The organism is Streptomyces sp. NPDC008092, assembly GCF_042957285.1.
Classification (GTDB): Bacteria; Actinomycetota; Actinomycetes; order Streptomycetales; family Streptomycetaceae; genus Streptomyces.
The window spans coordinates 539,300-552,029 of the sequence record NZ_JBIBHY010000008.1 but is presented as its reverse complement, the minus strand read 5'-3'; the positions used below and the strand labels follow the sequence as shown (position 1 = coordinate 552,029).

Below are 12,730 nucleotides of genomic sequence, written 5' to 3'. Positions count from 1 at the left end.
CCGAATAGTCCTTCATCGCCATCGGCGGTCTTCTCGCTTCCTCCGGATCAAGCAGATCCAGTATCAGCGTGTCCACCACTCAGGGGGAGGCTCCGAGTGACATCGCTCGCTGCCGTGATCAACGGCGTGCGTCCGCGTGGCCCGGCCGGCCGGCGCGGTCGAGATGATCACGCTCATCCCCATCAAGGGGAGACCACCATGCAACTGTCGGACAAGTCCCGCCCCATCATCGAAGCGACGCTTCCGGTGGTCGGCGAGCACGTCGAAGAGATCACCGAGCACTTCTACCGGCATCTGTTCAGCGAGCACCCGGAACTGCTGGACGGTACTTTCAACCGCGGTAACCAGTCACAGGGCACCCAGCAACAGGCGCTGGCCGGATCGATCGCCGCGTTCGCCGGCGCCCTGGTGCACACGCCCCGCCGCCTGCCCGAGAACCTGCTGACCCGCGTCGCGCACAAACACGCGTCGCTGGGCATCCAGCCGGCCCAGTACCAGGTCGTCCACGACAACCTGATGTGGGCCATCGCCGACGTGCTGGGCGATGCGGTGAACCCGGACGTCGCGGCCGCCTGGGACGAGGTCTACTGGCTGATGGCCGAGGCGCTGACCCACATCGAACGGGGGCTCTACAGCGCCCGCGCGGTCCAGCCGCACACGATATGGCGGCAATGGGAGGTCGAGCAGAAGATCCGCGAGACCGACGACGTGATGACCTTCGTCATCAGACGAACCGACGACCGCCTGGTCAAGCCCTCGCTGCCCGGCCAGTACGTCACCGTGCAGGTGCCGCTGCCCGACGGCACCCGCCAGCCCCGCCAGTACAGCCTGAGCCGCGCCGACAACGGCGAGTACCGCCAGTTCACCGTCAAACGCGTGCACGGCGGCGACAAGCCCGACGGAGTGGTGTCCACGCTGCTGCATGACACGGTCGACGTGGGCGACGCGCTGACCCTGTCCGTCCCGTTCGGCGCCGTGGCCCTGGACGACTACGTCGGTTCCCCGATGGTCTTCATCAGCGCGGGCATCGGGATCACCCCGATGGCCGGGATGCTCTCGCACCTGGTCAAAGCCGGCTCCCGGCTGCCGGTCGTGCTGCTGCACGCCGACCACAACGAGGACTGCTTCGCCCTGCGCCACCAGGTCCTGGACGACATCGCCGCGCTGCCCGGCGCCTCCGCCTACGTCTGGTACGAGCAAGGCGCAAACAGCCGACTCCCGGTGACCGGCCTCTTCCCCGGCGAGATGGACGTCTCACAAGTCGCCCTGCCCGACAACGCGAGTTACCACATGTGCGGCCCGATCCCGTTCATGCACGAGGTCCACAGCGCACTCACCAAACACGGCGTGCCACCCAAGGACATCCAGTACGAGGTGTTCGGCCCGGACCTGTGGCACGCGGACTACGAGTAGGTGCCAACACGGCAGCTACCGCCGAAGACCTGGACCGTTGATCGTTCGGAGCCGGTCTCCCGGGCGTACGCTTCCGCAACGGCACCTACCGATCGGTGCACGCGACCGACCCCGGGGTGCCTCTCGGTCGCCGCGCAGGGGCGTTCTGCGCCCCTGGCCGGACGGCGTGCCCATAGCGTGCCCTTAAGACCGGTCAGTCGCGGTCGACAGGGGTGCGATCTGCTGTCTTCGAGCGCCGGGTCGGAGCGTCATATGGCCAGGTCAGACGCTATCCGGTTCCCCAAGCGCCGTCGCTTCCCAAGCTGAGAGCGCGCGTTCGATTCTCGTCACCCGCTCCAGTGTGAAACCCCAGGTCGGTGGCTTGGGGTTTGTTTGTTGTCTGGCCCAATGGCATCGCCGCTTCCACCGCCCACCGCATCCTGCGCCGTCACGGCCTGCCGGCACTGACCGGGCCACAGGCGAGCCGGTGCACCGCTACGAACGCGCCCGGCCCGGCGAACTGGTCTACATCGACGTCAAGAAGCTCGGCCGCATTCTCGACGGCGGCCGACGCAGGGTGCTGGCCGCGCAGTCGGCAGTCCGAACAAGGACCGCCGTAACGGCGCCGGATACGCCTGCCTGCACACTGCGCTGGACGACCACTGCCGCCTGGGCCTGCACCCAAGACCTGCCCGACGAGACCGCCGCGACCTGCGCGGCCTTCCTCACCCTTGCCGCCAGGTGGTTCGCCGAACGCGGCATCAGCGTTGAACGGGTCCTGGCGCCAGACCTGCCACCAGCTGGGCATCAGTACACGCTGGACCCGCCCCTGGCGGCCGCAGACCAATGGCAAGGTCGAACGCTTTCCGCACCCTGCTCGACGAGTGGGCCTATCACAGGACCTCCACCTCAGACACCGAACGGCAGGCCGCGTTCCCTGACTGGCTGGACTGGTACAACTACCACCGACTCACACTGGAATCAGCGGCCACACCCCAGCCGGCCGCGTCACCAATCTGTCCGAACAGCACACCTGGCTGCTGCATACCGCGGCCGCCGTGGGCGGGGATGCGGAATCGTCTCGTGGCTACCGGGTGGATGTGCCGCCTGCGGAACGCGCCGACGCGTTGAGCTGGTCGAAGTCCTCGCGTCCGAGGGCGATGCCGCCGTCGCCCCAGCCGCCTTCGGCGATCTCGGAGTGGAGTACCAGAGTCCGTTGGGCGATCGACTCGTCTTCGGTCGCTTCGACGATCAGGCGGGTCATGTCGGCGACGAGTTGGCGCTGTGAGTCGCGGCGGAGGCTGCCGGCGGCGGTGGTGACGCGGATGCGGACGGGGGTGGGGGCGTCGGGTCCGGCGAGCACCCTGACGGACGCGGCCGGGTGCAGGTGGGTGTAGACGGCTACGTGGTCGAGGATCGGGCCTTCGGCGGGCAGGCCTTCGGCCCGCAGCAGCGCGCGGCCGAGGTCAACGACGAGCCGGTCGTGGACGGTGGCTGAGACGAGTCCTTCGGGAAGGTCGAGGTCGATCAGGGGCATGGGATTCTCCAGGGTCGGGGGCGCGCCAAGGCGCGCCGTTGACGGCGTGGGGATTCAGGACGGGACGGGTGCGCGCCGGCTATCCGGCCGCGGCGTTGTGGGCGGCATGGGCGAGGACGCTCTTGAGGCCCTCGACCAGCGCGGTGTGGTTCGGTGCCGAGTCGAAGAAGCTCGCTTCGGCGTCCGACAGTGCCTGAGCGGCGGCCTGCGCCACCTCGATACCCGCATCGGTGATCTTGATCTGCGATGCGCGTCCGTCCGACTGGTCGGCGACGCGCTCCAGCAGGCCCCGCTGGGTGAGCGTCTTGATCGTGGAGGAGGTCACCACCGGCGAGATGTGCGCGGTGTCGGCCACCTCGCGCTGGTTCGGGAGCTGCCCGCCCTGCCCGAGCTGCCACGCTGCCGCCAGGATGGCGAACTGCGCGTGGGTGATGCCGAGCGCGGCGAACGCCCGGCCCAGTGCGCGCTGCCAGGTGAGGTGCGCCTGGTAGAGCAGGAACCCGGTCGTCTCGCCGTCCGCCGCGTGCGCGAGCGGCGTCGCGTTCGCGGGTTCTCCGCCCGCGGCCGGCCGTTTGCGGCGGCCCGAGGCAGGCGTTGCGTCGGAGCGGTTCGGGTCAGGGGAGCTGGGCATCGGGGCCTCGTCGTCGCGGGGGCACCGGGATCGCGGCCTCGTCGTCGCTCCCCGGTGACATTCGGGGTCAGGGCTTGAGGATGATCTTTCCGGTCGAGGTGCCGGCCTCCAGCATGCGGTGCGCCTCGGACGCGTCTGCGAGCGGCAGCGTGGTCGAGACCAGGCCCTTGACGGTGCCGTCGGCGACCCAGCCGACAAGTTTACCCATCGCGCCGACGACCGCCTCGGGCCGGTCGACGAACCAGGTGCCGACGTTGAAGCCGATCAGCGACTGCGACGGCGCGGGGTCGTAGATCAGCGGGTACAGGGCCGGGCCGTCGATCTTGGCCGCGTCCAGGCCGTTGACCGCACCGTAGACCACGAGCTTGCCGAACGGCGCCAGCGCGGCCATCGACTGGGGCAGGTGCCCGGGGCCGAGTGTCTCCAGCACGACGTCGGCGCCCTTGCCGTCGGTCAGTTCGCGGACGCGCGCGGGCCAGTCGGTCTGACGGTAGTCGATCGCGTGGTCGGCACCGAGGCCGAGCGCGACCTGGCGCTTGCCCTCGGAGCCGGCGCCGGCGATCACGGTGGCCCCCAGCGCCTTGCTGATCTGCACCGCGAAGCTGCCCAGCCCGCCGGCTGCGGCGGGAATGAACACGGTGCTGGCCTCGGTCACGCCCGCGACCTCGGTGAGCAGCACGGTGGCCGACAGACCGACGATCAGCAGTCCGGCGGCGGAGTCGAGTTCGACGCCCTCGGGGACCGGGATGACGCTGTAGGAGTTGGCGACCGCCAGCTCGGCGTAGCCGCCCTCGGTGTACTCGCCGACCACCGCGAACACCGGCGTGCCGACTGCAGGGCCTTCGACGCCCTCGCCGAGCGCCTCCACGGTCCCCGCGACCTCCGCGCCCGGGATGAACGGCATCCGCGTCGGATCGGGATACGGGTCGCCCTTGCGGCGGATCACGTCGAGGAAGTTGACCGCGGCCGACTGGACGCGGATGAGGACCTGACCCGGGCCCGGGGTCGGGTCAGGGACCTCGACGAGCTTCAGGACGCCGGGTCCTCCCGTCTCGGTCATCTGGATTGCCTTCATCTGGGATCACCCTTCATGGCGGAGCTTCACGAGCTGATTGACTCAGCCCCGATAGAAGATAATACATGTACGAACTACTTCGTGCATTAACTATCTTCGGGCTCGGCGGCAGGCGCCGGCGAAAGGAGTGGCAGATGAAAGCTTTGGCAGCTGCCCATCCGGGGCAACGAGCTGGCGGCCCGCACCCGCTCCGCCCGCCCGGCAAGCGTCACGTTCTCCAGGACCGCCGGCCCGGCCATCACCGCACTCGCCCTTCCCGGCCCGCCCCGCGGCCCGCCCCGCACCGGGAAACCGGCCGGGCACTCTTGCAGGGAGACCTTTCCTATGAGGGCGGTGAGCCGGGGTTCGCCGGAGCCGTCGGCGGCGCCGCGGACGAATCCGACGCATATCCGGGCGATGGGCGGCCAGTCGGCGTACCGGCCTCGGACCTGGGATCGAGGAAGAGCATGCGGAAGTTGCGGTGGCGCCGGGGAACCTCGGCGAAGTCACGGAAGACCGCTGCGGCCGGCGGGTTCCACGCAAGGATGTCGAGGTAGCGGCCCAGCATGATGGCGCGGCTGTCACGCAGGTTGTCCAGCAGCTGCTGGAGCTGCGGTGCGACGCGTTCGGCCCGCGGCTTCGGCTGCGGACGTCCGCCGTCCTTGTCGGCGAGCTGGAAGAGGTAGCTGCGCTCGTCCTCCGGCAGGCGCAGCGCCCCGGCCAGGGCGCCCAGGGCGTCCGGGGAAGCGCCGGACCTCATCGCGGCGCAGCCCCCGCACATGGCGCGAGCCCTGGTGTCGGCCAGCACGACGGTGGCCGGGTCCAGGTCGGCGTGGCGGGCCTTGAGGAAGGCACCCAACTCCAGGGGACGATCACTTCGGCGGTTCACGGTCCGGCCCTCCGGGAGTTCGCGGAGTCAGTGCGTGCGGACCTTCGGGTCGCGATGTACCGCCGCCGCTCCGGCCTCAGGCGGAAGCTGCCTGCCCTGCTCGGAAGACGGCGGCGGTTTCGGCGACTCGGCGGCCGAGGTGCTGGGCGGTGGCGATATCGGCTTTGTGCACTGCCTCGGCCCCCTGGTCGACATTGGTCTGGGCAGCGGCACCGAGATAGAAACCGAGCCGGTTCAGGTCGTTTTCGGACGCCTGTGAACTGTTCCAGCCCGGGTGTAGACCGAGGTTGACCCAGTGCATGCCGAGTTGGGCGGCGAGCATCGTGAAGAACTGCAGGGTGTGCAGTTTGTCGCCGCTCTTGGCACCGGAGTTGGTGAACCCGGCGGCGAGCTTGTCCCGCCACGTGGCCGGCACGAAGCGTTTCGAGGTGGCTTCGGCGAAGGTGTGGAAGGCGCCGGATGCGGTGGCCATGTAGGTGGGCGACCCGAAGACGATCGCGTCCGACGAATCCAACGTAGTCCACTGCTCCTCGGTGATCTCGTCGACTCTGACCAGGTGGACGACCGCTCCGGCGTCGGCCGCGCCGGAGCGGACCGCCTCGGCGAGCACGCCGGTGTGGCCGTAGCCGGAGTGGTAGGCGATGGAGACGACGGGACGGTCCGAATGCGGTTGCACGGAGAATGCCTTTTCGGTGAGTAGCGGGAAGCCGGGCGGTGCTGCAGCGCATGGCGGAGCTCGGCGGCCCGCTCCGGAGCGGGCCGCCGGAAGGAGCATCAGGCCGGTCGGCGGGAGGCGATGAGTTCGGCCACCGCCTGCGAGGCCTGGACGGCGCGGGCGAAACCGCCGGGAATCGTGGTGAGGTAGACGATCTCCTTCAGTTCCTCCTCGGTGACACCTGCGTTGAGGGCGTAGTCGCCGTGGACCTTGATGAAGTCGCCGAGGCCGAGTGCCGCGAACGCGGCGACGAGTGCGAGCTGGCGGGTGCGCACGTCGAGCACGGTGCGGGCGAGGACCTCGCCGACGGCGTAGGAGGTGAGGGCGTTGGCCAGGAAGGGGAAGTCCTGGTCGAGTGCGTCCAGGAGGGCCGCGCGGCCTCCGTGCAGCTCTTCCGCGATCTTCTCGCCCCGCTCTCGCCGGGTGGCCGTGGTCTCGTTCGGGTCGACAGTGTTGGCGTCGGCAGTGCTGGCGGAGGCGTTGGCGGACACGATTTCTCCTTGCGGTGGTACTGATCGAAGAGGGGCTGGGCGCTCGCGGCATGCGCGGGTGGGCGGCGACGACCGGTCCGTCGCGGACCCGGAGCCCGTACCGGGCGCCGGCGGACGGCGGGAAGCTCCGTCGGGCCGGCGACTGCCAGTCAATCCCGCGTGGTGGCCGACCTGAAGGATCGATCCGGTCCCCGTTGATACCTCACGGGTATGAATGCGTCGGAGAGTGTCCCGTACCCGACGGTCGACGGGTGTCTGGAGGCTGCCGTAGCGCTTCATGCCGCGGACCCGCCGGCTGTGCCCGTGATCGCGCGGCGGCGCCGTGGTGGACGGCGAGTGAGCGGTAAATGGGCTGTCGGCTGAGCGGTCGCCGCTGGTCGGCTTGGCGCCGGGACCGGTGCCGGGTCGCGACCCGGGGGCCTCGGCCCGTCCGCGGCGCGGGGTAGCCGGGTGACAGCCGGTCCTCGCCTGTTCGACCTGAGGAGACTGCACGCCATGTTCGACGACGACCGGTCCGGGTTGCCGGTGCACCAGCTCGTGGACCGGCTGGCTGCCGCCGACCCGGTGGCCCTGCTGATCTGCACCGTCCACCTGACCGGAGACCTGGAGCTGCTGCGTCCGCGGTGGCGGCCGGAGCTGGTGATCGGGGTACCGGAGGGGGGTTACCCGGCTGAGGTACGGACGGAGATCCTCAGCGCCTGCCGGGCGGCCCTGGAACGGGTCGGCGACGGCTGGGAGCGGCGGCGGCCCGGCTACGACGTGCTGCGGCGCATCGTGGAGTGGGCGATGGGGCCGTCGTACGGCGCCTACGTCCCGCTGCTGGCCGACGGGCTCTGCTTCCGGCCCGAGGACGACCCGGGGCGGCCGCGCTGGCACCGCTCGGCCGTCGCAGGCGGACGGGAGCTGCGGGTCGCGGTGATCGGCGCGGGTGCGAGCGGTCTGCTGCTGGCCCACCGGCTGCGGCAGGCGGGCGTCGCGGTCACCGTGCTGGAGCGCCGGCAGGACGTCGGCGGCACCTGGTTCGCGAACGACTATCCGGGCTGCCGGGTCGACCTGGAGAGCCAGGTGTACCGCTTCAGCGGCTACCCGGGCCGTTGGGCGCACCACTACAGCACCCAGCCGGCCGTCCTGGACTACCTGCGTGACTTCGCGAAGGACAACGGCCTCTACGAGGACATCCGGTTCGGCTGCGAGGTGCTCTCCAGCCGGTGGGACGCCGCGCGGGCGCAGTGGGTGCTTCAGGTGCGCTCCGACGACGGCGTGCACGAGGTCCTCGCGGACGTCCAGGTCAGCGCGGTGGGGCAGTTGAGCCGGCCGCGGCTGCCCCGCCTGCCGGGCCTCGGGACGTTCGAGGGGCACTTCTTCCACTCCGCCGAGTGGGATCACTCGGTGGATCTGACCGGGAAGCGGGTCGGGGTGATCGGCACCGGCGCGAGCGCGGTCCAGCTGGTCCCCGAGATCGCTCGTACGGCGGCCGAGGTGACCGTGTTCGGCCGGACCATGCCGTGGCTGGCGCCGACGCCCAAGCTGCGCCAACCCGTCGGGACGGACGAGCAGTGGCTGCTGGACCACCTGCCCCACTACCGCACCTGGTACCGGGCCGTCACGTTCCTGACGTACGTGGAGGGCAATCTGGGGCTGGTGACCGTCGATCCGGACCTCCCTCCCACGGAACACGCGGTGTCGGCGGGCAACGAGCAACTGGGCGCCATGCTGCGGCAGTGGATCGACGCCCAGACCGAGGACGACCCCGGGCTGCGCGCAGCGCTGGCCCCGGCCGGGCCGTTCGGTGCCAAGCGGTGGATCGCGGACGACGGCACCTGGATCACCACCCTGAAGCGGCCGAACGTGCGGCTGGTGCGTACGCCCGTCGAGGAGGTCACCCCCACCGGCCTGCGCACCGACGACGGCGGCTGCCACGAGCTCGACGTGCTGATCTGCGCGACGGGGTTCCATGCGGCGGAGTTCCTCGCGCCGATGGAGGTGGTGGGACGCGAGGGCCGCGATCTGCGGGAGCGCTGGGGAGGCGACGACGCCAGCGCCTACCTCGGTGCCTGCGTCCCCGAATTCCCCAACTTCTTCTCCCTGTACGGGCCGAACACCGGCATCGTGGTCCACGGTGTGTCGGTGCTCTTCATGTCCGAGTGCGCGGTCCGGTACGTGGTCGACGCCGTACGGCTGCTGCTGGAGAGCGGCAGCTCGTCTCTGGAGGTGCGGGAGCGGGCCCTGACGGCCTACCAGCGCCGCATCGACGAGGAGAGCGGCCAGCGCGCCTGGGGGTTCTCCACGGTGAACTCCTGGTACCGGAACAGCTCCGGCCGGTCGACCCAGAACTGGCCGCTGACGACGCTGGAGTACTGGCAGCGCACGCACGAGGTGGATCCCGCCGAGTTTCTGGTCACCCCGCTGGAGTGACCCTCCTGATGTGGCTCCCTCGGCGCAACTCCCCTGGCGTCGGGGGAGTCACCCGCCCGTGGGGCCGTACAGCTCTCGCTCCCACAGCCGGTCGCAGACCTGCTCGACCCCGCGGGTGAGATGCCGGCGGTAGGTGCTCGGCGGCAGGCCGAGCCGCTCGGCGGCGGCCTCGCGGGTGGGCACGCCGTGGAAGAAGGTGGTGGCCAGTACCCGGTGCAGCCGGGCCGAGTGGGCGTCCTGTGCCAGGGTGTCGACGGCTTCGACCAGGACGGCGCGCAGCGTCTCCGCGGGATCGGCACCGCCCTGGTCGGCCACCAGCCTGCTGCGGGCGAGCGGGCTGGCGCCGAGGACCTCGGTCCTGCCGAAGGCGCCCAGCGCGTCGCGTACCGCGCTGTCGAACTCCTCGCGGGCGAGCACCGCCAGTTCGGGCGGCGCACCGGCCGGCCGGGCCTGCGGGCCGAAGAGCTCCTGGGCCACGCGGCGGTCCAGCCAGCGCTCGACCGGCACCGCCCGCCAGTCGTGCGCGAACAGCGTGTAGCCGCGGCCCCCGACCGAGGGCGTCGCAGGGATCGCCCGCAGGTCCAGGTAGTCCATCTGCGGTCGCCAGAACTCCGGCTCCGCGATGACCATGTACGACCAGGCGAGCCGGTCGGCCCGCAGCCACTCGGAGAGGACCCGCATCCCGATCAGGTCGCTGACCGGCGACGGGCGCTGGTACACCGCCGGATACACCATGAACCGGGTCAGCGCGAGGTGCTCGCCGGACCGGACGGGGCCGGCCGTGCGGCTGTGCTCCCAGGCCGCCGCCACCACCGGATCGGCCCCCGTCTCCCGTGCGTCCATGGCCGCCAGCCGCAGCCAGGCCATGAAGCCGACCGGCTCACCTGTCGCGGGATCCCGGTAGACGGTGAACGCGTCGGGCCTGCGGCCGAGCCAGAACTCCGCGATCCGCGCCGACTTCACCCCCTCCGCCGCGCGGGCCAGTGCCACGACGCTGGGTGCGTCCCCGGCCCGCAGGACGTCCTCCTGCACCTCTCCTTCACCGCGCCAGGTGATGAAGTCGGGCATCACCCCGCCGTGCCGGTGCAGGAAGCTCAGGGCCCGCAGGGTGTGCAGCGCGAGCGGTCCGTGCGCCGTCCTGGCCCGGTCGAGCAGGTGGTCGCGGATCGCCCGGTGCATCCGCTCGTACCCCTGCGGATCACGCCACCGCAGGTCGGCGTCGAGCGCGTCGCGGACCACGTCGTGGGGGAAGAGGCCGCCGGACCCGGACTCGACGAACGGCAGCTCGCGCAACCAGGCGAACAGCGTGTCGGCGTCGGCGTCCGTGCCTCCGCCTCCGCCCCCGAGCACGGCACGCAGCAGCTCCTCGGTGGTGGACCAGGCGTGCGCGCAGACCTCCAGCGCGTGCCGGTGCGCCCCCGAGGGGACGGCACCGACCAGCTCGGACAGCAGCGTCTCGATCACGTCCTGGGTGGGGGACCAGCCACGGGCCACCGCGCGGTCCACGGTCGCCACCTCGGCGGCCAGCGACAGGGCCAGCGGATGCCCGCCCGCGAACGCCACGACGGACGGCCGCAGTTGCCCCGGCACGCCCCGCAGGTCCAGCAGGGCGGCCGCGTCGTCCGGTGCGAGGTTGCGCAGGGCGAGCACCCGCAGCACCTCGCCCCAGCCGAGGTCGGCCCGCCATTCAGGGCCGGGCGGCCGACGGCCGGCGACGACCACCAGCGCGTCCCGCGCCAGTGCGGGGATGAAGTCGCGCCGGAGCCAGGGCCCGACGTCCTCGCACCGCTCGAACGTGTCGACCAGCAGCACCGCCCCGGGCGCCCGCACCTCGTCGCCCGCCTGCTCCGTGAAGGCCTCCGGCGAGGGGCCGACCGTACGGCCGTCGACCAGGCGCACCGGGCGACCCGCGGCCCGGGCGTCGTCGGCGAACCGCTGGAGCAGCGCCGACTTCCCGATTCCGCCGGGCCCGTGGACGTACAGGACGCAGAACGTGTCGTCCTTCCCGTCGAGCGCGGAGCGGAAGACCGCGCGCTCCGCCGGCCGCCCGACGAAGCCACGCTCACGGGCCGCGCGCAGCCGCTCCTCCAGGCGGTGGCCGGTACCGGTCGGATCGGGCAAGGGTGACCTCCAGGCACGGCTTCTCGATGCCGTCGACGAAGGGGGAGCGGACGACGAGGCCCAGCGTAGGACCCGGCACCGCGCACCGCCGACGACGGTGCGAACCGGACTCGAACTCCCCGGCGTCCTCGTACGGCCGTTCGCCGGGCCGGTGTCAGGTGGCTGGTGCTGGTTGTCGGGCTGTCGTTGCGACCGTGGCGGCGGTGCGGACGAATGCCGCGACGGCTGGTGAGTGGGAGTCCTGGGGCCATGCCACGGACAGGGTGGCCGGTGTCTGGTCCTCGACCGGGCGGTAGACGATCTCGGGGCGGGGGTAGCGCTGGGTGAGTGAGGCGGGGAAGTAGCAGACGATGCTGCCGAGTTCGATGAGCCGGAAGATCTGGGGCAGGTCGGAGGAGTCGTGCCCGGCGTGGGGCGCGAGGGTGTCGTCCCTGGCGTATGTGTAGGGGCCGGGAGCGACTCCGTGGTCTGCGGGTGACCCGTCGGGAAGGCTGCGGTCCGCCAGGTCGGCCAGGCGCAGGGACGGCCGGGTGGCCAGCGGGTCGGTGGCCGACAGAGCGAGCAGGAACGGCTCGGTGGCCAGCGGTTCGGCGTCCAGGCCGCGGCCGTCGAACGGGGAGAGGAGCAGGGCGGCGTCGGCTCGTCCGTCGCGTACCGCCTGCGCCTGCTCGCCGAAGCGGCCGAGCGCCAGTTCCACCGGCAGAGCCGCCTCCTGTTCGGCGTAGGCGTGGAGGATGCGTGGCAGCAGGCCGCCGTCGGCGTCGGGTTTGAGGGCGAGCCGCAGCCGTGGTGCCGACTCACCTGCGTGCCGGGCCCGTCTGCGGGCCGCGCCGATCGCTTCGAGTGCGGTCCGGGCGTCGCGCAGCAGGACCTCGCCGGCCGGGGTCAGCGTGACCTGGCGGGTGGTGCGTTCGAGCAGTGTGACGCCGAGTTGGCGCTCCAGTTCCCGGATCGCCCGGGACAGTGGCGGCTGTGCCATGTCGAGCCGTGCGGCGGCGCGTCCGAAGTGCAGTTCCTCGGCGACCGTGACGAAGTAGCGGAGCTGCCGTGTCTCCAGCTCATTCATACCTGCAGGGTATCAACAGGGATCGGATCGGTCCTTCAGGTCCGCGTCCCCGCCGCGTTGACTGTCGGTGCAGGCAGGCAGGCAGGCAGGCAGGCAGGCAGGCAGGCAGGCCGGCAGGCTGGCGGGGCCGTGGAAAGAGGAGATGAGCCATGCGTGCGGTCGCGGTGCCACCGCGCGGGCGACGGGTGTCTCGGCGCATGTGGGCGACGGTCCCAGCGGTAGGCAGCCGTGTACCGGCTCGATGCCGCGTACATGTTCCGTACGGCCCTGGAATCCGCACCCGTGGGAACCGTGCTGCACGCGACCGGCGACGAAGGGGTGCCGGTGCGGCCCGGGCTCGTCGCGGACATCGAGAAGGACCACTACTTCACCGCGCGCTGATCAGCGGCGGTCCCTCACACACAAGTCGCCCCTTGGGA

Annotated in this window: 11 protein-coding genes and 1 pseudogene; 4 read left to right on the top strand and 8 right to left on the bottom strand. The window is 71.3% G+C overall.

What is annotated here, in order from left to right; all coding sequences use genetic code 11:
- Nucleotides 1-198: 198 nt before the first annotated feature.
- Together ACFZB3_RS27995 and ACFZB3_RS27990 are read left to right on the top strand one after the other, a co-directional pair.
- The gene (locus ACFZB3_RS27995; protein WP_391379771.1) at nucleotides 199-1,413 is read left to right on the top strand and encodes a globin domain-containing protein; all 1,215 of its coding nucleotides are present in this window, start codon (nucleotides 199-201) and stop codon (nucleotides 1,411-1,413) included.
- Between the two features lie 389 nt (nucleotides 1,414-1,802).
- Nucleotides 1,803-2,426: pseudogene (locus ACFZB3_RS27990) on the top strand (integrase core domain-containing protein); the annotation flags it as partial.
- A 53-nt stretch (nucleotides 2,427-2,479) separates the two neighbouring features.
- On the opposite strand, the gene ACFZB3_RS27985 reads toward ACFZB3_RS27990, so the two are convergent.
- From ACFZB3_RS27985 to ACFZB3_RS27960, 6 genes are all read right to left on the bottom strand, one after another.
- A complete protein-coding gene (locus ACFZB3_RS27985) occupies nucleotides 2,480-2,929 on the bottom strand; it encodes a hypothetical protein (RefSeq protein WP_391379834.1) in 450 nt (149 codons plus the stop codon).
- A 79-nt stretch (nucleotides 2,930-3,008) separates the two neighbouring features.
- Complete coding sequence (locus ACFZB3_RS27980) at nucleotides 3,009-3,560, bottom strand: MarR family transcriptional regulator (protein WP_391379769.1); 552 nt, start codon at nucleotides 3,558-3,560, stop codon at nucleotides 3,009-3,011.
- A gap of 67 nt (nucleotides 3,561-3,627) precedes the next feature.
- On the bottom strand, nucleotides 3,628-4,635 hold the full coding sequence (locus ACFZB3_RS27975; RefSeq protein WP_391379767.1) for a zinc-binding dehydrogenase: 1,008 nt from the start codon (nucleotides 4,633-4,635) through the stop codon (nucleotides 3,628-3,630).
- Nucleotides 4,636-4,957: 322 nt separating this feature from the next.
- On the bottom strand, nucleotides 4,958-5,503 hold the full coding sequence (locus ACFZB3_RS27970) for a hypothetical protein (protein ID WP_391379765.1): 546 nt from the start codon (nucleotides 5,501-5,503) through the stop codon (nucleotides 4,958-4,960).
- 76 nt (nucleotides 5,504-5,579) lie between these two features.
- Nucleotides 5,580-6,179 (bottom strand): NAD(P)H-dependent oxidoreductase, encoded by a 600-nt coding sequence (locus ACFZB3_RS27965; protein ID WP_391379763.1) that lies wholly within the window; start codon nucleotides 6,177-6,179, stop codon nucleotides 5,580-5,582.
- A 98-nt stretch (nucleotides 6,180-6,277) separates the two neighbouring features.
- Entirely contained in the window at nucleotides 6,278-6,709 is a 432-nt protein-coding gene (locus ACFZB3_RS27960; protein WP_391379761.1) for a carboxymuconolactone decarboxylase family protein, read from the bottom strand.
- A 495-nt stretch (nucleotides 6,710-7,204) separates the two neighbouring features.
- On the opposite strand from ACFZB3_RS27960, the gene ACFZB3_RS27955 reads away from it, so the two are divergent.
- The gene (locus ACFZB3_RS27955) at nucleotides 7,205-9,124 is read left to right on the top strand and encodes an FAD-dependent oxidoreductase (RefSeq protein WP_391379759.1); all 1,920 of its coding nucleotides are present in this window, start codon (nucleotides 7,205-7,207) and stop codon (nucleotides 9,122-9,124) included.
- Between the two features lie 48 nt (nucleotides 9,125-9,172).
- On the opposite strand, the gene ACFZB3_RS27950 is transcribed toward ACFZB3_RS27955, so the two are convergent.
- Together ACFZB3_RS27950 and ACFZB3_RS27945 are read right to left on the bottom strand one after the other, a co-directional pair.
- Nucleotides 9,173-11,245 carry an ATP-binding protein gene (locus tag ACFZB3_RS27950; protein ID WP_391379757.1) on the bottom strand — a complete coding sequence of 691 codons (2,073 nt, stop codon included), beginning with the start codon at nucleotides 11,243-11,245 and terminating at the stop codon, nucleotides 9,173-9,175.
- Nucleotides 11,246-11,399: 154 nt separating this feature from the next.
- Nucleotides 11,400-12,311 carry a LysR substrate-binding domain-containing protein gene (locus tag ACFZB3_RS27945; protein WP_391379755.1) on the bottom strand — a complete coding sequence of 304 codons (912 nt, stop codon included), beginning with the start codon at nucleotides 12,309-12,311 and terminating at the stop codon, nucleotides 11,400-11,402.
- A gap of 228 nt (nucleotides 12,312-12,539) precedes the next feature.
- Here ACFZB3_RS27945 and ACFZB3_RS27940 point away from each other — a divergent pair, with 228 nt between their 5' ends.
- On the top strand, nucleotides 12,540-12,692 hold the full coding sequence (locus tag ACFZB3_RS27940) for a hypothetical protein (RefSeq protein WP_391379752.1): 153 nt from the start codon (nucleotides 12,540-12,542) through the stop codon (nucleotides 12,690-12,692).
- The last annotated feature ends 38 nt before the right edge of the window (nucleotides 12,693-12,730 follow it).